12 protein-coding genes are annotated in these 22,127 nt (G+C 70.1%); 6 read left to right on the top strand and 6 right to left on the bottom strand.

What is annotated here, in order from left to right; translation table 11 throughout:
* The first annotated feature begins 168 nt into the window (after positions 1-168).
* From BC793_RS37770 to BC793_RS49200, 3 genes are all read left to right on the top strand, one after another.
* Positions 169-2,373 (top strand): ricin-type beta-trefoil lectin domain protein, encoded by a 2,205-nt coding sequence (locus tag BC793_RS37770; RefSeq protein ID WP_109601403.1) that lies wholly within the window; start codon positions 169-171, stop codon positions 2,371-2,373.
* 193 nt (positions 2,374-2,566) lie between these two features.
* Positions 2,567-3,886, top strand: coding sequence for a helicase-associated domain-containing protein (locus BC793_RS37765; protein ID WP_109601402.1), 1,320 nt, complete (start codon positions 2,567-2,569; stop codon positions 3,884-3,886).
* A gap of 575 nt (positions 3,887-4,461) precedes the next feature.
* A complete protein-coding gene (locus BC793_RS49200; RefSeq protein ID WP_146246643.1) occupies positions 4,462-5,706 on the top strand; it encodes a hypothetical protein in 1,245 nt (414 codons plus the stop codon).
* A gap of 291 nt (positions 5,707-5,997) precedes the next feature.
* On the opposite strand, the gene BC793_RS37755 is transcribed toward BC793_RS49200, so the two are convergent.
* The 5 genes from BC793_RS37755 to BC793_RS49195 form a co-directional block, all read right to left on the bottom strand.
* Positions 5,998-7,311: a TIGR02679 family protein gene (locus tag BC793_RS37755; protein ID WP_109601399.1), complete on the bottom strand. Its 1,314-nt coding sequence runs from the start codon at positions 7,309-7,311 to the stop codon at positions 5,998-6,000.
* Between the two features lie 40 nt (positions 7,312-7,351).
* A complete protein-coding gene (locus tag BC793_RS37750; RefSeq protein WP_109601397.1) occupies positions 7,352-11,503 on the bottom strand; it encodes a TIGR02680 family protein in 4,152 nt (1,383 codons plus the stop codon).
* A complete protein-coding gene (locus BC793_RS37745) occupies positions 11,503-12,729 on the bottom strand; it encodes a TIGR02678 family protein (protein ID WP_109601395.1) in 1,227 nt (408 codons plus the stop codon). Before BC793_RS37745 ends, BC793_RS37750 begins: the two co-directional genes overlap by 1 nt.
* 29 nt (positions 12,730-12,758) lie before the next feature.
* Positions 12,759-14,261: a TIGR02677 family protein gene (locus tag BC793_RS37740; RefSeq protein ID WP_158319501.1), complete on the bottom strand. Its 1,503-nt coding sequence runs from the start codon at positions 14,259-14,261 to the stop codon at positions 12,759-12,761.
* Between the two features lie 170 nt (positions 14,262-14,431).
* Entirely contained in the window at positions 14,432-15,007 is a 576-nt protein-coding gene (locus tag BC793_RS49195) for a hypothetical protein (RefSeq protein ID WP_146246641.1), read from the bottom strand.
* Between BC793_RS49195 and BC793_RS37735 the strand changes: the two genes are divergently transcribed.
* The 3 genes from BC793_RS37735 (at position 14,997) to BC793_RS37725 (ending at position 20,998) form a co-directional block, all read left to right on the top strand.
* Entirely contained in the window at positions 14,997-15,410 is a 414-nt protein-coding gene (locus BC793_RS37735; protein WP_146246640.1) for a DUF7144 family membrane protein, read from the top strand. The two genes, BC793_RS49195 and BC793_RS37735, sit on opposite strands and share 11 nt — an antisense overlap.
* 298 nt (positions 15,411-15,708) lie before the next feature.
* Complete coding sequence (locus BC793_RS37730) at positions 15,709-16,350, top strand: hypothetical protein (protein WP_109601389.1); 642 nt, start codon at positions 15,709-15,711, stop codon at positions 16,348-16,350.
* 4 nt (positions 16,351-16,354) lie between these two features.
* Positions 16,355-20,998, top strand: coding sequence for a DEAD/DEAH box helicase family protein (locus BC793_RS37725; protein ID WP_109601388.1), 4,644 nt, complete (start codon positions 16,355-16,357; stop codon positions 20,996-20,998).
* Positions 20,999-21,011: 13 nt separating this feature from the next.
* Here the strand turns inward: BC793_RS37725 and BC793_RS37720 are convergent, their stop codons facing one another.
* Positions 21,012-22,097, bottom strand: coding sequence for a NaeI family type II restriction endonuclease (locus tag BC793_RS37720; protein ID WP_239170506.1), 1,086 nt, complete (start codon positions 22,095-22,097; stop codon positions 21,012-21,014).
* Positions 22,098-22,127 lie beyond the last annotated feature (30 nt).

Raw genomic sequence — 22,127 nt, 5'->3', positions numbered from 1 at the left:
TTCATCTGAATGTAACAATGTAACAGATCCGGAACCGGTTTCGACCAGCGCATATGCTGCGGCGGTCGAGCGGGCGCATTGACATGAATAAGGCGCGAGTGTTCCATCTGCGTTACGTCGGCCGGGCAGGAAGTCCGCCACGTTCCGTTGTTCACACAGGGAGTCCCCATGCCGCCGACAGGCATCCCATCGAAATCCGGCCGGCGCCGCCTGCTGGCCGTCGCCACCTCCACCGCCGTGATCACCGGCCTCGGCATCCTCGGCATCACCAGCGCCTCCGCCGCCAGCGCCGGATCACTGGTCGGCGCCGGCAGCGGCAAATGCCTCGACGTTGCGAACGGCTCCACCGCCGACGGCGCCGCCATTCACATCTGGACCTGCTACAGCACGGTCGCCAGCCAGCGGTGGACGCTCGCCGACAACGGCCAGGTCCAGTCGCAGGGCAAGTGCCTGGACGTGGTCGGCAACGGCACCGCCGACGGTTCGCTGACCCACCTGTGGACCTGTTATGACAGCGTCGCCACGCAGAAGTGGTCGCTCAACGCCTCCGGCGCGCTCGTCAACCAGGCCAGCGGCAAGTGCCTGGACGTGCAGAGCAACGGCACCGCCGACGGCTCCCGCCTGCAGATCTGGGCGTGCGCCGGATCCGCCAACCAGCGGTGGACCCTGTCCGGAGGTACGACCACGCCCCCCACGACCCCGCCGACCGACACCCCGGTGACCAACCCGGACCTCGGCCCGAACGTGTCGGTGTTCGACCCGTCGATGGCGGCGTCGACCATCCAGAACCGCCTCAACACGGTCTTCAACCAGCAGGTCACCAACCAGTTCGGCACCCAGCGGTACGCGCTGCTGTTCAAGCCCGGCACCTACAACGTCGACGCGAACGTCGGCTTCTTCACCCAGGTCGCCGGCCTCGGACTGGTTCCCGGCCAGACCACCATCAACGGCCGCGTGCACGTCGAGGCGGACTGGTGGCCGGACGGCTCGCAGAACGCCACGCAGAACTTCTGGCGCGCCGCCGAGGGCCTGGCCGTCAACCCGACCGGTGGCCAGGACCGCTGGTCGGTGTCGCAGGCCGCGCCGTACCGCCGGATGCACGTCCGCGGCAACCTGGCGCTCTCCGACGGCGGCTGGTCGTCCGGCGGCTGGATCTCCGACAGCAAGATCGACGGGCAGATCGACTCCGGCACCCAGCAGCAGTGGATCACCCGCAACTCGCAGATCGGCTCGTGGACCGGCCGCAACTGGAACCAGACGTTCGTCGGTGTGCAGGGCGCCCCGGCCACCAGCTTCCCCAATCCGCCCTACACCACCATCGGACAATCGCCGGTGGTACGGGAGAAGCCCTACCTGTACGTCGACGCCGCCGGCGCGTACCGCGTCTTCGTGCCCGCTCTGCGCCGCAACACCAGCGGCACCACCTGGGCCGGTGGCAACCCCGCCGGCGAGTCGATCTCGCTGAGCCGGTTCTACATCGTCCGGCCGGGTGACACCGCTTCCACCATCAACGCCGCCCTCGCCGCCGGTAACCACCTGCTCGTCACGCCCGGCACGTACAACATCAACCAGACCATCAACGTGACCCGCGCCGACACCGTCGTGCTGGGTCTGGGTCTGGCCACGTTCGTACCGCAGAACGGTATCGTCGCGATGCGGGTCGCCGACGTCGACGGGGTGAAGGTCGCCGGCATCATGTTCGACGCCGGTACCACCAACTCGCCGGTGCTCATGGAGGTCGGCCCGAACGGCTCGTCCACCGACCACGCGGCCAACCCGACCTCGCTGCACGACGTGTTCTTCCGCATCGGCGGCTCGATCGCCGGCAAGGCCACCGTCAGCCTCCAGGTCAACAGCGACGACGTGATCGGCGACCACACCTGGATCTGGCGCGCCGACCACGGCAACGGCGGGACGGTGGGCTGGAACATCAACACCGCCGACACCGGCCTGATCGTCAACGGCGACGACATGACCTTCTACGGCCTGTTCGTCGAGCACTATCAGAAGTACCAGACCATCTGGAACGGCGAGAACGGGCGGACCTACTTCTACCAGAACGAGATGCCGTACGACCCGCCGAACCAGGCCGCCTACATGAACGGCTCCACCCGTGGATACGCGGCCTACAAGGTCGCCGACGCCGTCAACAACCACCAGGCGTGGGGGCTCGGGTCGTACGCCTACTTCAACGTCAACCCGTCGGTGGTCAACGAGCGCGCCTTCGAAGTGCCCAACAAGGCGGGTGTCCGCTTCACCAGCATGGTCACCGTGTCCCTGGGCGGCACCGGCACGATCAACCGCGTCATCAACAACACCGGAGCCACGGTGAACAGTGGCAGCCAGGTCGCGTACCTGGTCACCGGCCCCTGATCCGCTTCTGACCCGATCGTCGGGCCGGGCCCGCACGGGCCCGGCCCGACGATCTGTCCGTCATGGATCGCCGGCCTGATGCCATGCTGGAAGGGCACTGGACGGCGAACATCCCTTCGCGGTTCGAGTATGGACCGTGGTCGACGTGTGAGTCGGCATCGGTCCGCCGGCGTCCGAGGGGGAAGAAGGCCGCGTGGCTGAGCAACCACACGAGTCCGCATATGTTCGCCGGACCGAGCGGTACGCGGCAGCCGATCTACACAGCGTGCTGCGGCTGTGTGACTCGGGGCGACTGAAATGCAGCACGACCACGCGGCGGCCCGCGGCGGCGACGGTCGCCGACGTCGCCGCGGTGCTGTCCGCCGGTGACTTCTACCGTGACGAGCCGATCGCCGCGTTCGCGTGGCCGCTGCTGATCCAGGCCGGTGGCCTCGCCGAGCTCGCCGCCGGAAGACTGCGGTTGACCGCGAACGGCCGGGCCGCCCTCGGTAAGCCGGCGGCAGGAGTGTTGCGGTCGCTGTGGCGGGCATGGCTGACCAAGGGCCTGATCGACGAGTTCAGCCGGGTAGAGAACATCAAGGGCCAGCGTGCCGCCAATGTGCTGACCGCACCGAAGACCCGGCGCCGGAAGGTGTCGGAGGCGCTCTCCGGCCAGCCCGTCGGCGACTGGGTCGGCGTCGACGACCTCTTCCGGCAGATGAAGGCGACGGCCTGGTCGCCGCGGGTGGCGCGGAGCGAATCGGCGCTGTGGAAGCTCTACCTGGAGGACCCGCAGTACGGCAGCCTCGGCTACGCCGGATTCGGCGAGTGGGAGATCGTCGAGGGCCGTTACACCCTCGCCGTGGTCTTCGAATACGCGGCGACGCTCGGACTGATCGACATCGCCTACGACGAGCCGATCGGGGCGCGCGACGACTACCGCGGCAACTGGGGTGCCGACTATCTGGCCGCGCTCAGCCGCTACGACGGGCTGCGGGCGATCCGGTTGAACGACCTCGGCGCGTACGTGCTGGGGGTCAGCCGGTCGTACGTACCGCCCGAACCCGAGACGCCGGAACGGACCTTGAAGGTCCTGCCGAGCCTGGACGTGGTCGCCGTCGGCCGACCCGGTCCCGTCGAGCTGCTGGTCCTGGAGAGTTACGCCCGCCGTACCGGTGACCACGTCTGGACGGTGAGCCGGGAGAGCCTGCTCGAGGCCGCCGCCGCGGGACGCCGGCCGGGTGACTTCGGGGACTTCCTGCTGGCCCGGGCCGCGCAGACCGACCTGCCCGGCACCCTCACCGTATTGCTGGACGACGTCGTCGAGCGGGCCGGCCGGCTGACCGACCTCGGGCAGGTGCGTCTCGTGGAGTGTGCGGACGCGGCGCTGGCCACGCTGATCAGCCACGATCGGGGACTGCGGAGCCTGTGTACGCCGATCGGGGAGCGGCATCTCGCCGTACCCCTGGACATGGAGCCGGCGTTCCGCCGGGCCCTGGCAACCCTCGGTTATGCCCTGCCGACTTCGAACTGACCACGATCGAGGTGCCTCGACGTGCGGCCGCTCGGTCCGGCGCGACCTGTCCGGCCGCGTCGCGTCCGTTCGAGAAGGGCCGACGCACCGGCGGGGGCGGAACGCGCCGCCCAGGAGCCGGCCCGGTGTCGCGTCGGCCAGCGCCGGCATGGCCACACCGAACGAACCCGAGGCGTTCGACGTGAGCGTACATCTTGAGGCGCAGAGGTCGACCTCTCCGACGTTGTTCTGGTCGGGGTCAAGCACAACAAGGGGCCGCCGGCGACATCTCGCTGACTGGTGACGGCGAGCTCAAGGAGATGATTGTTCGGAGAGCCAGGTATCGAGGTGAACCCCGCCTGAGGTGGGCAGATTCCGTTCGAACGTAGCGAAATTATTCGTTCGAAGGCGAAGGTAAGTGCCGAACGCCTGTCAACTACACTGACGTTGATCGATTACAGATAAAGGACCAAAGGGCATATCGACTTGTTGGAGTTCCGTGTCAAACTGTCTCAGATTTGACTTGGCGCGGGGTGGATTGCATTGGTTAGACTGTGCCGGTTCGGTCAGTTGGCGATCGTCTGGACGGGACTTCCATGGCCTCCATCTCGGCGGATAGTAAAAGAATCGAGCCCGAAGACGTCGTCGCCGGTACACCGTTGCCCCAAAGCCGAGAGGATATTCTTCCTTGGTTGCTTGCTTTGTCGCCTCTACTTCTCGTCAACACCGTTTTCGCATATGCGCTACGGGAATTTGGCAAATGGCTACCGCTCTTTGCTATCGTTTCTTTGGCATTCACGATGTACGGCCTATGGCGGCCATGGCGGGACCGTATAGCGGAAATCCGCGCCGGGCTCCCGTTGGAGCAGCTGCAACAGAGGAACACCCGATGGCAGGGTTATATGCCGCAGGCCAGCCCGATTACCGGTATCGAGCCGCCCGTCTGGATCTTCCCGAAGAGGCAGAACGAGGAAACCCGCCCCAAGGCTGGCCGTGGTCGTCCAGCGCCCCGGCAACCGGATCTGGATTTCCGGCTGTGTGTCGCGAAGTATGTTGACGGCCCCAAGATCCGAGTAGCGTACAGCGACGGTACGGCGACCGGCTGGCATTGGTCGGCCAATGCCTTGTTCCGACCGTATCGAACTATCGATCGAGCGGCGATCAATTCGGGGATCGCGGCGGACTTCGTGGAAGAATCGGCCCAGCTTTTGAAGTCGATGGTCGATGAAGCCAGACTGGACTCGAAAGCAACCCTGGCGACGCTCCTCGACGGCTATCCAGGGACTTCGGCTCATGTTGTCCTGCATGCTGCGCGTTCTTGCTTTTTCTGGGGGCTGCTGGAGCCAGTGGAGGCTTCGTCACCCCAGCGGCTTTATGCGATTCTCGACGAGACAAGGAAAGCTCCATCGAGCGCTGCGAACATTGGCATTCGCCTATCCGGCGCCGGTCGCGTCTGGTCGGACTGCGACCCTTCAGCCCTCAAAGAGGCGGACAGGAGAAAAAAGATGGACCGGAAGCGTGATATTCGTGTCACTTTTAAAGGCCCCGCCCATGGGGTGCAGATCGGTGACGACAACCGACAGAGCAACTACAGCCAGCGCAATGCCGAGTTGATCGACGTGCTGAAAGCTCTGGAGTTGCTCCTGGGCGACGAGTCGATCTGGAGGCACCCGCAACTATGGCGGGAGCAGCGCATTGTCGAAGCGGCGGTCGAAAACGAGGATGTAGACACCCCGGCCGTCCGGTCAGCTGTCGGCCGAGTGCTGGACGTCGGCGGCAACCTCGCGTTGGCCATCGTGGGCAATACTATGTACGACCTACTCAAGAACTTTGCAACGTAAGGCAGTTGTGATCGGTCGACTGCCTGGACCCGTATATCGACGTGGACGCCCGTGACAATCACGGCGGGTAAAAGGTTGAGTGGCGCAGGGATCGTCGCGCCATCCTTCAAGGCTGGAGGACGCCGGCTCAAAGTCGGCCCGCCTCTCCCGCCCTGTCCTGTGGCTGGATGGAAGGGCATCTACTCGCGGTCGTGAACGATCAACCAACGGCTGTCGATCCGGCGGCCGCCGAGAGTCGTCGTCCATGCCCCTGGCAAACCTCGTCTCGATCCAGCTGCAGATCTTGAAGGGTCAGGTTGTGTCGGGTGCGAGGGCGTGGCCGGTGTGATCGAAGAAATTCGGCGATCGGTCTTCACGGGGGCGGAGGTCGGCGAGCAGGGATTCGATCAGGGCTTCCTCGTGGACGGCGACGCCGGTTCCGGTCATGGCCTCGGCGAGGGCCGGATCCCACGGGCTGTCGGTCGGGTGGCCGGTGAGCGGATGGCGGGGTGTGCCGTGGCGGGCGACCCGGGCGACGGCCTCGCGGTAGTCGCCGGCGGTGAACTGCCACGGCTCGGACGGGTAGCGGCGCATGAACCGGGCGGCGATCGCGATACCCGGCCAGTCGAAGTCGCCGTGGTAGGCGAAGGTCACCGGTCCGCCGGCGGTGATCGCGTCGAGCAGCGACAGCGTCACGGTGGTCGGGTTGCCCATCGTGCACACCATCGGCGCCGGGGCGCCGATGTCCAGAGCGGCCTCCAGCACGCGCGGGTTCTCGCACACGTAGACGGTCCGGTGCGGCAGGCGCAGCGGCGCGAGCCGGCGGACCTCACGCAACGTGAAGTGGGTCTCGGCGCCCAGGTCGGCGCGTTCGTGCAGCCAGGGCACACCTTGAGGGCGCAGGCCACAGGTCAGGACCGTGGTGGCGACCGTATCCCCGGCCACCCCGGCGGCATCCCACAGGGCCCGCCGTTCGGCGGCGCCGGCCGGGACGGCCGGGGAATCGGTGAGAGCGAGAGCCAGACCACGCAGCACCATACGGGTCAGGGCGGTGTCGTCGTCGAGGCCGTGGGCGCTGCCGGTGACGGCCTGGGCGAGCTCGCCCCGCGACCACGTACGGGCGTGCGCGCCGACGGTCAGGCCCAGCGTGGTGACGGCCCGGTCGACGATGCGCCGGACCTCGTCGGCGGGCAGCCGTGCCGGCAGGCCCTGCCGCCACAACTGGTCCAGCCACCGATGGGCCCATTCCTGGCCGGACAGCCCGGCCGCGTCGAGGCCGGCGGTGGCGTGGTCGCGCAGGTCGGCGCGTCGGGCCTGGGTGGTGGAGGCGAGCGCACGGCGGTCGGGGACCGGGCCGATCACCGCTTCCACCACATCGAGCAGGCCGGTGCCCGCGGCGGTCGCCCGCAGCCGTTGGTCGAGGTGCGCCAGATCGACCGTGTGGGTCGCGGTGACCACCCGGTCGAGCAGGTGCCCGAGAGCGTCGCGCTGGTCCGGGTCGAGGCCGGTCAGGGTGAGCCGACCGCGAGCGGCACGTCCGTTGCGGATCAGCCGGGCGTGGCAGGCGGCCCAGAGCGGCTGGAGGGCCGGCGAGCGGAGATAGGCGAGCGCCGCGGGCGGGATCATGCGGGCCGGTGCTGAGGTCGCGGGGCGGGGGAGTACGGGGTCATGTGGTCTCGACCGTTCGGCGGTGGCCGTCCCAGCGGAAGTGCAGGGTGGCCACGCCCGGCTGGGTGGGGTCGCGGAGGCATTCGTAGATGCCCAGCGACGGCACCTCCGGGAAGCAGCCCCACAGGCGTTCGCTGGTCAGGACCGCGTCCAGGTCCAGGTCGACGAGCAGACCCAGCAGGCGGCCGTGCGTCGGCTCGTCGACCTTGGCGAACGCGTCGTCGAGCAGGATCAGCCGGGGAGCCGCCGGATACAGTTCGCCGACCGACGTGAAATGGGCGGCGGCCGCCGCGAACAGCACCAGGTAGGACACCACCCGCTGTTCACCCTGAGACATGGCGGTACGGGCGGACAGTGTCCGTTCCCGGTCGGGCCGGGCCTGGTCGGTCACCTTGACGGCGAACCCGAACCAGTTGCGGTAGTCGAGGGCGGCGCGCAGGTGGACGGCGTACCCGGCGGACGGGTCGGAGCGGCGGGCGTCCTCGACCCGGCGGGCCAGGGCCTCCCGCAGCCGGTCGTTGTTCTCGCGGGTCCGCAGCTCCAGTGGGGTGCGCAGCAGGCCGACGGCGCTGCGGGTGTCGGCGTCGGCGTCGTCACGCAGCGCCCACACCAGGCGGGCGCCGAGACCGTGCGAGGTACGCACCTCGGCGAGGGTGGTGTTCATGGCCGCGACCAGCGCTTCGGCCGAGCGGATCTGCCGGGACAGGGCGTCGCCGAGTTCACCGAGCAGGAACCGTTCGAAGGCGTGCCGTTCCCGGTCGGCGACGGCGGCGCGTTTCTGGTCGAGTTCGGCGCCGAGCCGGGCGGTGGCGGCGGCCACCGGGTGGCGGCCGATGTCGTCGCTGATCTCGACGACCTTCACCCCGTCGCGGTCCTCCCAGATCAGGTCGAAACCGCCGGGCAGTCGACTGCGGACATCGGTGTACCGCTGATGCAGCGCGTTCTCGCCGAGGTCCTGCTGCGGTTTGCCGAGTGCCTCGCGCAGCCGCCCGGCCAGGTTGTCGAGGTGCCGGATCCGTTCCGGCGGGGTGCCGGGCGGGGTCTCCGCCGGCAGATCGGCGGGCAGGTCGAGCGCGGGCCGTACCCCGGGCAGGGTCAGCACCCGGGGCAGTGCCGTGCCGGCGTCCAGAGCCGCCTGTTCGAATGCGGTCAGCCGTTCGCGGGCCAGGTCACGGGCCCCACTCGCCCGGACCCGGTCGTCGCGGCGGTCCTCGTAGGTACGGCGGGCCGGTGGCAGTTCCTGCTCGGCGGTGTGGACCTCCCGTTCGGCGGCGTTCTCCTGCCGCAGGATCTCGGCCGGTTCGACACCCAGGGACCGTTCGAGCACGGCCAGTTCCTGGTCGGCCGACAGGTGCTCGGCGGCGGCGACCTGCGCGGTGTCGGCGGTCCGGGCGGCCTGCTCCACGGCGGCGCCGTGCCGGACGATCAGGTCCTCGTAGGGGCGCAGCTGACCGGTGAACCGTTCGACGTCGCGGGCCTGGCGGGGCACGTCGGTGGTGAGTTGCCGCAGCCGCTGCTCGACGAGAGCCAGCTGCGGACGGTCGGTGGGCAGCAGATGCGCGGCGGCGGCCGATTCTGCTCGGGAGCGCCGCTCGTCGGCGGCGCCGCGCAGCTCGCGGGCCCGGCGGCGGGCGTCGGCGACCTGCCGGGCCAGCCGGCCCATCGTGTCCTCGGCCTCGTCCCGGCGCGTCCACGCGGTCCGCAGCTCGGCCCCGTCGGGCAGCGCGCGTAGCACGGCCGTCAGGTCTCGGCGTCGCTGTTCGACCTCGGCGATCCGCTCGCGGAGGCCGGCGAGTTCCGCGGTCAGTTCGCCGATGCGAACCTCCAGCTCGGCGAGCCTACGGCGGCGCAGCGCCGCACGGTTGGTGGCGCCGACGAACTCGGCCTCCGGCTTTCTCCACGCGCCCTGCGCAACCCCGAGACGCCACCGGCCGTCGGCGGCGACCCAACTGGTCGCGTCGCTGTCCGCGCCGAAGCCGATCGAGGCCAGCACGGCGGTGACCGTGGCGATCCCCGGCTCATTCCGAAGGCCGCCCCCGAACGCGGGCACCGGCGTGTCCGCATGACCGGCCCCGGGTGAGGCCGGCATCGGGTCCGGAATGCCGGATCCGGGGACGGCCACCAGCACGTCGCTCAGGCTGAGGCCGGGCACCGGCGTGCCGGGGCGCAGCAGGATCTCGCCGCTCACCGGGTCGGCCACGGTGCTGTCGGCGGTGACCAGGGCGTCGAGCAGGCCACTGGACTCCAGGGCCGCCTCCAGCCCGGCACGGTCGGCGGGTCCGAGATGGCCGGCGAAGTCGATCAACCGGTACAGCGGGACCCCGGCACGCGCGACCGCACCGGGAGCGCGGAACCGCGACCGCGGCGGTTCGGGATCGGGCCGGGAGAGCCACTCGGCGTGCTCCGCCCGTACCGCGGCAAGGTGGTGATCGGCGGTGAGGTGCGCGGCGCGCAAGCTGTCACGCAGCGTCTCGGCCGCATCCCGCAGCGGCTGTGCCGCGGCCTCGGCCGCGGCACGCACCTCGGCCGGCGTCTCCGCCGGCAACGGATCCTCGGCGAGCAGGTGGTCTGTCACCACGGTCAGGTCGGCGCCGGCCCACACCGGCAGGGCACACCACTGTCGTACGGCCGCAGCGAACTGCCGTCCCGCCGCGACGAGCTGGCCCGTCACCTGGCCGAGCCGGTCCTGCGCGGCGCCCTGCTGGCCGTCGAGCAGGTCACGCTCGTCCTCGGCGCGGGCCGCGGCGGTGGCGGCCGTCTCCGCCTCGACGAGACGCCGGTCGACGTCGGTGACCGCGGTCCGCCGGCCCCGGACGGCGTCCTCCGCGGCGACGAGCCGGGTTCGGTGCGCGCTGAACTCGTGCCCGGCCAACTCGAGCTGGACCACCTCCAGGGACGCGTCGCCCGGCGCGCCGCGGTGCCGCAGCTCCGGCAGGACGCCCAGATGGCCGACGTCCAGGCCCGATGCGGTGGCGAGTTCCCGCAGGTGGCGGTGCCCGTCGCGGAGTCGGCCGACAGTGCCGGCGAGTCGTGTGGTCTCGTCGCGCAGGCGTTCGGCCAGCCCGTCGAGGGTGGTCCGGTCGGCGGCGGCCGCCGCCTGCGCGGACCTCGCCGCCGACTGCAGCGCGTGCACCGCGAGCCGCCGCTGCGCCAGCTCCTGCACGGCCCGATAGCCGGCGCTCTCCCGCAGCGCCCGCAGCTCCGCGGTCTTCTCCCGCAGCGTCTGCTCCCAGCGGCGCACCTCGCCCAGCGCCTGCTCCTCGGCCGTCACCGAGGCGGCGACCTCCCGTTCGGCCTGGCCGGCCTGGCGACGCTGGGACCGCAGCCGGGTGAGGGCCTCGTCGACGGCCTGCACCCGGCGGCGCAGCTCACCGCGCAGGTAGCCGCGGTAGGCGCCCATCAGGTCCGACAGGGCGCTGTGGGTGGCTTCGAGACGGCCCAGGTCGGCGCGGACGGTCTCCAGGTCGTCGAGGTTGTGCGCCACCGAGTCGAGCACGTCGTCGTCGACCGGCGGCAGCGCCTCACCCAGCTCGGTGGTCAGCTGGCCGGCTTCGATCCGGTCGCCGATGGTGGGGCGGCGCAGCCGGTAGAGCAGGTGCACCAGGTTGCGGTAGCGGCCCGGGTCGGCGATGCCGAACACCTCACGGCCCACCCTCGCCCGATAGTCGCGGGCCGCGGTGATCAGCGCACCCTCGCCGAGGATCTCGCGGAGCCGGTCGATCGGCACCGGCTGACGGCCCTCGACCAGATGCACCTCGATACCGATCCGGGCCGGGGTGAGAAAGTACGTCAGCCGGGCCTCGGCGGTCGACGACGACCACCGCACGATCGCACCCAGGGTCTGGAAGTGCTCCGTACCCTGCTCGTCGGTGCGCCGCAGCTCCAGCCAGACGAAACCCTGCCGGTTGACGCCCGAGGCGCCCTCGCTCATCAGCCAGCGGAACGTGGTGCGCCCGCCGCCGGTCGCGTCCAGGCGTTTGGTGTCACCGTCGAGCAGGAACGGCAGCAGCAGCTCCAGGGCCTTCGACTTGCCGGCGCCGTTCTTACCGCGCAGCAGCAGCCGGCCGTCCTCGAAGTCGAAGACCTGATCGTCGTACTGCCAGACGTTGCAGATCCCGGCCCGGTGCAGCCGATAGCGGTACGGGTGCATCACCGGACCACCTCAGCCGGGGCGTACCGGGCCGCGGCGGCCAGCAGGACGAGCGTGCCCTCCGGTGCGCCACCTCGCGCGCCGCGGGCGTCGACGGCCCGCTCGGCGATGCTCTCCGGAACGTCCTGCGCGGCTTCGAGGTCCGCGACCGTCGGCGCCGACCGGGCCATCAGACCCATGCTGACCAGCAACGCGACGATCTCCTCCCGCAGCAGTGCCGGATCCTGCACGTACTGGCCGGCCCACCGGCGGGCATGACGGCCGGCCAGTTCGACGACGACCTCGTCGAGCATCCCGGCCGGAACCGGCACGCCCACCACCAATGATCCCGGCTCCGGGCGCAGCCGCCCGGCCAGCACGCCGATGGTCAGCAGAGCGGCCTGCGCCACCGTGCCGTTACCCGGGAACGTCACGTCGGTCAGGGTCTCGTCCGGATCCAGCAACGCCACCCCCTCGGCGCGCAACTCCGCCTGCAACCCGGCGTAGTCCAGGTAGGACCGTTCGTCGCGGCGCTGCTCCCGGCGCAGCCACACCCGGTCGGCGGCGTCCAGGTCGTCCACGTAGACCACCGGCTCCTCGACCAGCCGCCGCCGCACCCGGTGCCGGGAGCCGCCCGGACCGGCGTCGGCGGCCAGCACCACGAACTCCTCCGGCGTCGCCGCCCGGCCGGGCACGGTGGACAACAGGTGCGCCACGACGTCCCGGTCGACGGTGAGCAGCGCCTCGGCCTGCTCGTCGTCGGCGTAACCGGCGACCGAACCCTGCTCCTCACGCAGCCCGGACCACGCCACCATCTGCCGCAGCGCCGCCCCGAGCGCACGCCGTTCGGCCGGGCGCTGGGCGTCACCGAGTTCGATGCCGGCCTCGACGGCGGCGGCCCTGATGTCGGCGACCAGCTGTGACAGCAACACCTGCTCGGGGGCGGTCAGCAGCACCGCCGTGGTCAGGGCCAGGTAGGCGTACATCCGGGGGGTGAACGGGCCGGACGGACGTAGCAGCGGCCGGCCGCGTCCCGGACCGGGGCCCGGTTTGAACAGCCGTGCGAAGCCCGCCTCCACCACCAGGCGGTAGCCGAGGAAGGTTCCGAACCAGGTTCGCAGCCACTCGGCGTGCCGGCGGACCAGGGCGAAATCGTCGCTGTCCGGCAGCAGCAGCGGCGCGGCGAGCAACGCCCGGATCGCCCGGCGCCGTTCGGCCTCCAAGGCGATGTCGTGCTCGTCAGCCATCGGCCGGCTCCCGGGTGATGTCGTGCTGGTCAGCCATCGGCCGGCTCCAGGCGGGTGATCGCGATGCCGAGATCGCGGGCGGTGAAGTCGCCGGTCGCCGAACGTACCGTCGTCTCCCGGCCCGGCTTGCCGATCAGCTCACAGCGCACCCCGAGGTCGACGTTCGAGGTGACCGCATCGCCCAGCGCCGGATCCCCGGACCCGAGCGCCTGCGCCATCAACTCCAGCAGCAGCTGGATCGCCGGCTCCGACAGCCGCACCGCACCCAGATCCGCCGCCGCGGACAGCAGTTCGGCGGCGGCCGCCGCCCGAGCCGCCTGCACGGCGGCGGCCCGGTCGATCAGTGCCCGCTGCTGGGCGCTGCGATCGGCGATCCCGGACACCCGGCCCCGCGCCGCGCGCACACCCCGCTCCCGCAACGAGACCGGCACGTCGACGGCGGGCTCCGGCCACCAGCTCGTGGTCGCCGGAACCACCAGCTGTGCGTCGGCGGCGATCCCGAGATGCCGGGCCGGATAGAGGCCGTACGCCGCGGTGAACAGATCGGCGGCGGTGTCCTCGTCGGCCGCGTCCAGCCAGGCGGCCAGCCGCAGCAGCTCCCGCCGCCGGGAGGTGCCCTGACCGCCGGAGCGGATCATCCGTTTGGCATTGGCCAGCAGCGACTGCAGGGCCCGCATGGTGGCGTCGCGCAGCTGACCGACCTCGCTGCGCCGGCCGTCGACGTCACTGAACCACGCCCGCAGCCCGGCCCAGTCGGCGAGGTCGTGGCCCCGGCTGTGCTGCACGGTGACACCGAGCCCGGCGGCGGCCCCGGCGAGCCCGCCCTCGCGCAGCATCGTCACCAGCGCCGGGAGGCGCGGCCACAGCCGGTCCAGGTGGCGTTCGATACGCGGTGACAGCAGCACGATCTCCTCGGTGATCGACTCCACATAGTCCAGCAGAAGTTCCTTGAAGCCGGTGTACTCGGCGCTGTCCAGGTCGTAGCGGGCCAGCACCTGACCGAGGAAGGCGTAGAAGTCGCGCACCGAATCGCGGAAGGTCCAGAACTGGGCGAACACCGTCGCGACGGTCTCCCGGGCGGCCCCGGCGTCGGCACCGCCGGGTCGTTCGAGCCGGTCGGCCAGGTCGGCGAGGCCCTGGCTGATCAGGCCGAGCAGCTCCCGGCTGATCTCCCGGGCGGCGTCGGCGCTGGACAGCACCTCGTCGGCCTGCCGCTGCACCCGCTCACCCAGCGCCGACAGCTGGTAGCGGGACCGGGTGCGCTGGTACTCCTCGATGCTCTTCACCCGGACCGTGTGTGAACTCGGCAGCAGGTTGCCCCAGCCGACGAGCCGGTTCAGGCGGGCCACCGCGACGTCGAGGGTGATCTCGTGGCCTTCTGTAGCCAGTTCCTCGACGACCTGCTGTGCGGACAGGTCGGTCATCAGGGAGGCGGTGAACAGGCGCATGATCGCCAGGTAGGAGGCGCGCTCGGGGACGGTCAGGTAGGTGTAGGCCTCCAGCCGGCCCAGATCCGCGTCCGGCTCGTCCACGGACCGAGGATAGGCGACGGCCGTCGGATCGGTCAGCGGTGCCTTCGTGGACCACGCCGTTCGAGGGACCGGAGTACTTGAAGTGGACGTTGCCGCCTTTGGCCGCGACGACCAAGAGCTTCAGCCGTACCGTCACCACGGCCTGGTCCGCAAGGATGGCGGGATGTCGCTCATCGCGGGGTGCTGCACGAGATCGCGCCGTCACTCGACATTCGCCTCGAGGTTCGGCTGGGAACAAGCGACCATGTCGACATGGTGTGTTCCGGCGTGAGGGCCGGACCGCGGTGTAGTTCAAGTACTTCACCGCACGCTGGGAGGGCACCGACCCGGCCACCGGGGAGGAGTTTCATCTGCGCGGGCATGCCGCCGCTGACCTCGCTCGGGTACTGAAGGGCACCCTGCGTTGGGGTGTCGAAGGTAGCTTCTTCGACGCCAACCAGCGTGAACTCGCCGATGACTACACGATGGCCTGGCGTGATTACGCCGATCTCAACGGACCCACAGGAGCCCAGCGCTGCGCGAAGCGCGAGCCCGTCCGTCCCCCGGATCACGTACCGGCTCTCCCATCGCGGCCCCCTTTCCACGGGCGCGTCGGTCATCCGCCCGGGATGGTCCGCCGGCCGAGGTGACCGGGCCACCATGAGGCCGGACGGGAGGCCCGTGATGGTAGAGGAACGCAGCAGGGCATGGGCGGGATGGATCGCCTTCGCCGCCGTGATCATGATCGTGAACAGCTTGATCAACATTCTGCAGGGGATGGTGGCGCTCCTCGACGACGAACGGGTGATCGCCACCCCTGACGCCTTCGTCCTGGTGGACATCACGTCCTGGGGATGGGCGCTGGTGATCTTCGGCGCGGTCATGCTGACCGTCGGCGGGTTCCTTCTCGCCGGGAAGAACTGGGCAAGGATCGCCGCGGTCGTCGTGATCGGTCTGCACGCCGTCGCGCAGGTGGTCTCGCTCGGCGCCTACCCGGGGTGGTCACTGCTGATGATCGCCCTGGACACGGTGGTGCTCTTCGCCCTCATCACCCGCTGGCCGGAGGCCGCCGAGGAACTGCGCCTGCAGAACGAACGGGCCGGCCCGGCCGGGCTCCCACCGGGGGAGTTCCCGCACGAGGCACGCTCCCACGGGACCCGCATCAGCTGACGGGTGCCTCCAACCGGACGCACCGGTACCGGCCGATCATCTAGGCGGAGCCGCGATAGCATCCACGGTGTGGTGTCGGCCGACTACGGTACCGACTCGTCTCGGTGCCCGGATACGGCCGCGAGAGGTGGACGACCACCCGTCGGCGACCTCGCCCGACGCAGGACGACGGCCCTTGTGGCGACACCTCGACGCGATGCCCCATCGCGCCGTGAATGGCCCGGTCGGCGGATCGTGCGGGCGACGAGGTGGCGGCGTCGGACCGCGTCGACCCGCCACGCCGAGTGAGAGGACCGCCTTGCCGAGGAAGACGAACACCACCGAGCATCTCGACGTGCTGGAACGCCGGTTGCAGGAGGCACTCGACCTGGTACGCGACGCGAAACGGGCCGAACAGACCGCGACCCGGTGGATGGGGACCTCGGCCGAGATCGGCACCTGCCTCGCCGCCGGTCGTGACGCGCTCAGCGGAGTGCGGCAGGAAATCCTGGGCGGCGCCCGGACCGCCGTGCTCGCGTACCTGCGTCAGCGAGTGGGGCAACCGGTGACGCCGGGGGCCCTGGAGGGCGTCTCCGGCATCGAGGAGTGGACCCGCCGGGTCCGTGAGCTGCGTGGACTCGGCTGGGAGATCGAGGCGCTGGGCAGCGGCCCGGCCCGTTCGTACCGACTGCGCGCCGACCGACTCGACGAGTCCGTCGTCGACGACGACACGTTGATCGCAAAGATCACAGGCGGCAGGCCCAAGGACCGGCTCATCGAGTACCTCTTCAACGTGGCGCCGTGGCCGGTGGCCGCCGTCCGACTGGAACGCGTGGCGCGGACCGCCACCTGGCAGCGTGACCTTCAGGAGCTGATCGACGAGGGCTGGCTGATCCAGACCCACGAGGACGACGCGGACATCCCACCCGGCTTCTATCGTCTCGCCCGCCTGGAGGACTGAGTCGATGCCGGCACCCACCGCCTGGCAGGGCTCCGACGGCCTTGTGGCCCGCCGGGTCACCGGCCTGTCGGAGCAGTGCCTACAGGCCTACGTCGCGCATCCCGGCCTGGTCGAGGAACACGCCAACATCGAGCGATCGATCACCCAGGGCGGGTACGGACGGCGCCAGCTGTACGAGCTGATCCAGAATGGCGCTGACGAGTTGCAGCGCGAACCGGGCGGCGGTATCCACGTCGTGTTGACGCCGACTGCGCTGTACTGCGCGAACCGGGGTACGGCGATCACCGCCGAGGGTGCCGAGACGATCCTCGCCTCGCACCTGTCCCGTAAACGGGGCACGGAGATCGGCCGGTTCGGCCTGGGCTTCAAATCCGTGTTGTCGATCTCCGACAGCCCCTCCCTGTTCAGCCGGAGTGGCTCCTTCGGCTGGGATCGCCGCTACGCCGAACAGACCATCCGGGCGCGTACGGCGACGACCGCACCCACCCCGGTGCTCCGGGTCGCCCGGCTGCTCGACGCCGACGCCGAGCGCTCCGCCGACGCCGTACTCGATGACCTGATGTCCTGGGCGACGACGGTGATCCGGCTGCCGTTGCTCGACGGGCACGTCGAACGACTCGCTCAGGACGTCCGCACGTTCCCCGGCGACTTCGTGATCTTCTCTCCGCACATCGGCCGGTTGGAACTCGACGACCGCAGCGGACCGGAACGCCACCGGCGGATCGTCACCGTCAGCGGCCGGGGAGAGGACCGCACCGTCACCGAACAGAGCGACGACGCACAGCGGACCGTCGTGTGGAAGGTCTTCGAGCGGATCCACACGCCGAGCTCGGAGGCCCGCCGTGACGCCGGCGAGTTCCACGACCGTGACCGGATCCCCGTGTCGTGGGCGGTACCGCTGTCGAGCGCGCACGGGAACGGCGCATTCTGGGCGTTCTTCCCGACCACCTACGAGACGACCTTGAGCGGCGTGCTCAACGCGCCGTGGAAGACCAACGAGGACCGGCAGAACCTGCTCAAGGACAACCGGTTCAACGACGAGATCATGAATGCGGCGGCCGAGCTGATCGTCGACTCGCTGCCGCGACTGAGCTCGGCGGACGACCCCGCCAGACACCTGCTGTACCTCACCGCCCGTGGCCGGGAGGCGCGTAACTGGGCGGACAAGGAACTCAGCGCGGCCGTGTATCGACTGGCCGCGATCCGGCCGAGCCTGCCCGATCAGACCGGCCGGCTGCGTCTGCCCACCGAGGTGCGGCTGCATCCGCCCAAGATGGATCCGGCGTGGCTGGAACTCTGGCGGTCGGTGCCGGATCGCCGCAACGAATGGTGTCATCACAGCGTCGAGGAGACCACCCGCCGATCGCGGGCCGAGCTCATTCTCGCGGGTGCGGGCCGAGGTGCCACGAAGGTGCGGGTCTGGCTGGAGAGCAACGTCTCCGGACGGTCCGCGCCGGGATCGGCGACGGCATTGCAGATCGTCGCCGGTATGCTCGCCGCCGCCCATCCGGCCCTGACGGAGGCGCGTACGGCTCACATCGTGCTCACCGCCGACAACCGCTTGGCAGCTCTTGACGATCCGGTGTTCCGCCGTACACCGGGCGAGCCCGAGGCCGCGGACCTCACCTACCTCGACCGTCGACTCGACGACGATCCCGAGCTGGATGAGATCCTGACCGAACTGGGCGTGCACGAGGCCGACGCCACCGGTCGACTGATGTCGCTGTTGCAGAGCGGCCTCGACCGGCTGGACGACACCGGCTGGCAGTCGTTCTGGTCGCTCACCCGCCGGATCATCCCGACGGTGGTACGTGACGTCCTCGCGGCCGAGAACGCCACGGCCGACGTGCGCGTGCGTACCGGCGGCGGCCGGTACGCCGCCGTCCACCAGTGCATGCTTCCCGGCCGCGTGGTGCCGGCCGATGCGCCGGTGGCCGTCGACATGGACTTCCATCGCGACGACCTCGCGCTGCTGAGCCTGCTCGGAGCCTCCGACGTGCCGACGGCCGCGGTCGATCCGGTCCGCGACGCCTGGTTCGCGCGATACCGACGCGACATGATCAACGACTACTACGCCGGCCTCCCGGTCCAGATGAGCCGACCCAACGAGCGCGGCATCAAGGTCACCGGTCCGCCGCCCGCCGGGCCACTGGGGGTCCTCGGCGACCTCACACCCCGGCAGGCGGCCCTCTTCCTGCGGCACCTGCCCCTCGAGGGCGTCGTCACGACCTGGCGGGCCTGGGCCGTGACCCGCGTCGACCGCAGCGTGGACATCCCCTCGCCGCTGGTGTGGGCGATCCGCCGGCACGGCTACGTGCCGACGACGTGGGGACCACTGCCGATCGACGACTGCCTGAGCCCGGCGTTCCCCATCGGTCCCGCGAACCTGCCGGTGGCCGAGATCGACCCGGCCCTGGCCACGGCACTGCGCCTGCCCACCGACACCGAGCAGATCGGCGCCGCCGGATGGAGACGCATCCTCGGCCACGCCGAGGCCGACCTCGACCCCGAACCACTCGCCGAGGTGTACGCGGCCGCCAGTGCACACCTGCCGCCACCCGCCACCGTCCGTTGTCTGCGCAACGGCGACACGGCCTTCGCCGCACCGGACGAGGTGGCCGTCGCGGTCGGCGCCGCCCAACTGAGACGCCTCACCGCTCAGGGCGTCCCCGTCCTACCGGCCTCGGAGGACGCCGCCCGACAGTTGAGAACGGCGTGGGGACTGTCCGTTCTCGACGACGTGCTGACCACCGAGGTGCGGGCGGTCGCCGTGGGCGAACCGGCATCGCTGGAGGAGATGTTCCCCCGCCTACGCTTCCTCCCCGGCCGGCCGCTGCAAGGCGTCGACCTGGTCGTCTGCCGCGAACTCGAGGAACTGGTCAGCGGCCCGAACGGCCGCCGGGCCCAACCCGCGCAGACGCTTCGCGCCGGTGACGTCCTCTACAGCCGGGAACCGTTCGATGAACTCGGCCTGCTGCACCGACTCCGCACGCAGTTCACCCTCGAGCTCACCGACGAGCAGTGCCGACAGATCGTCGCCCACCGCGAACAGGCGCGCCGTGACTCGCGCCTGTCCCGGGTCCGGGACCAGGCCGACGACACCGACCGGCTGGTGGCGCTGCTCGGTGCCGCCACCCTGCGGACACGCCTGCCGGAACCCGTCCTGGACGCCGTGGCCTCCTCCGAGGGGCCACTGACCGACCGTACGATCGCCGCCCTCGCCCTCGACGTCTTCGGCACCACCACCCTGCGGGAATACCGCAGCGACCTGCAACGACTCGGTTTCGACGTCCCCGACCACTGGGCCGGCAGCCACCGCGCCCGACAGTTCGTCACCGACCTCGGATTCCCCGCCACCTTCGCCGGAGAACGACAGCCCACACTCGAGGCGTCGGTCGTGGTGGAGGGGCCGGCCGACTTTCCGCCGCTGCACGACTACCAAGAGCGGATGGTCCGGCGCATCCGGTCGGTCGTCGCCGCCCGACCCCCTCGACGCGGCATGCTGTGCCTGCCGACCGGCGCCGGAAAGACCCGTACCGCACTCCAGGCGCTGATCGAATCGATGCGGGCCGGCGAACTGCGGCAATCCACACCCGTCCTGTGGATCGCGCAATCCGAGGAACTGTGCGAGCAGGCGGTGCAGAGCTGGCAGTCGGCCTGGCGCGGTCTGGGCGGCAACACCACGCTGACCATCAGCAGACTGTGGTCACGAAACGAAGCCGATCCCGTCGCCACCGGCTTCCATCTCGTCGTGGCGACCGACGCCAAACTCGCCCTGAGCGTCGACGATGACGACTACGCGTGGCTACGGGAGAGTCAATGCGTCGTCATCGATGAGGCACATACCTCGCTGAGCAGCAGATACACCGCGGTCCTGGCGTCTCTGGGCATCACCGCGCACCGCACCCGGTGCCCGATGATCGGATTGACCGCCACCCCGTTCATCGGCTCCAACGCCGCCGAGACCGAGCGCCTCACCAACAGGTACCAGAAGAACCGGCTCGATTTCACCGCGGACGGACGCGAGATCCTGGGCGAACGCCCGTACCTGACGCTCCAGAACGACGGCATCCTCGCCCGCGTCGAACATCGCGAGTTGCCCGGGGCGACACTGCACCTCTCCGAACGGGAACACGCCGACGCCAGTGTCTATCGACGACTGCCCGACAGCGCCGAGATGCGACTGGCCGCTGACCGTGACCGTACCGCCATGCTCGTGAAGGAGATCGTCGCGCTTCCGGAGGACTGGCCCGTACTGGTCTTCGCGACCTCCGTCGAGCACGCCCACGTCCTGTCGGCGCTGTTGAACAGGCGCGGGGTCCGGTCGGCGACGGTCACCGGTTCGACCGACCCCGGACTGCGGCGCCGGAGCGTGCGTCGCTTCCGGGACGGCGAGATCCGGGTCCTGACCAACTACAACGTGCTGACCCAGGGATTCGACGCACCGGCCACCCGCGCCATCGTGGTGGCCCGACCCACCTACAGCGCGAACGTGTACCAGCAGATGATCGGACGCGGACTGCGCGGCCCTCGCAACCGCGGCAAACAGGAGTGCCTCGTACTCGACGTCGCCGACAACATCACCCACTTCGGGGCGGAGCCCGCCTTCCGCGACTTCGAGTACCTGTGGCGGCCGGGAAGTCGTTAGCCGGCGGCTCGCATCAGCCGTCGTTGCCCTGACTGGGCAGAGTGGGAGCCGCGACGAGCGGGTCACCGTCGCGGGCGCGGCGCCATCGCGTCCCCTCGATCTCGGTGTGCGGCTCCGGGTCGTCGGGATGCCAGGGATGCAGTCGGATACTCACGAACCGGCCCAGCGTCGGGGCGGGAAGTCCGAGTTGCTGCGCCATCCGGGGGTGTGGGGCGTAGTGGCCGAAGATCACGATGCCCTCCGGCTGTAGTCGCCGTCGTGCGTCGCGGACCCGTTTGGCGCTGTCGACCTGCTGGGCGGCGGTGAGCACGGTGGCCCGATTGATCAACTCGCCGGTCAGTTCCCGGAACAGGTGGGTCACCGCCGTCTGGCCGCGAGCGGCGTAGGCGATGAGTTCGAGCTTCCTCGGGTCGCCGATGTGCAGAAGGGTGTTCTTGACCAGGTCGACACCGGGATGCATCCAGAGGATCCGATCGCGCCCGTGGTCGTTCAGCCGGCGCTTGCCGTCACGCTGCCTACCGAGAGGTCGCAACACCGCCTCGCCGATCCGGACGAGGCCCGCGGCCCACCGGGCGGTGTACTCGTTGGCCCAGACGACGAGGGCGATCTTGTCGCCCCGGCTGTACATCTCCTGGGGGATCTCCCAGTCGTAGAGGTTCAACGACCATCTGCAGTCGACGTCGACCCCGGCGATCCGGTAGTCGAGTTCCTCGCCGTCCTGGAAGCCGAACTCGCGTTGCAACCAGATCTCGACGAGCGTGCCGACGTGTGTCTTCTCCGTCTTCAACAGCTGGGTGTAATCCCACCGCCCGGTCCGCTGACCGTCGTAGATCTGGTCGAGGGCCTCCCTGATGGCGTAACCCATCCGCACGCCGTCGGGATCCTCCGCCAGGATCGCGTCGCGAACCGCCCAGACCTCGGGGTCCGCCTCGCGGGACGGCGGCTCGGCGCCGGTATACGAATTCCAGGGGCCGGTGGCCGGCCTGGGCATCGCCGCCTGCGACGGACGGACGGGCAACACCCTGGTCCGGTTCACCCGCAGCGTTCGGGGCACCCACGCCCAGTCCGCGCCCTCGCCGAACAGATCACCCTGCACCATCGACACGTCGGCAGCCTGGCAGAGCGCGCG

This window comes from Actinoplanes xinjiangensis (genome assembly GCF_003148685.1).
Taxonomy (GTDB): Bacteria; Actinomycetota; Actinomycetes; order Mycobacteriales; family Micromonosporaceae; genus Actinoplanes; species Actinoplanes xinjiangensis.
This window is presented reverse-complemented; position numbering and strand designations above follow the sequence as displayed.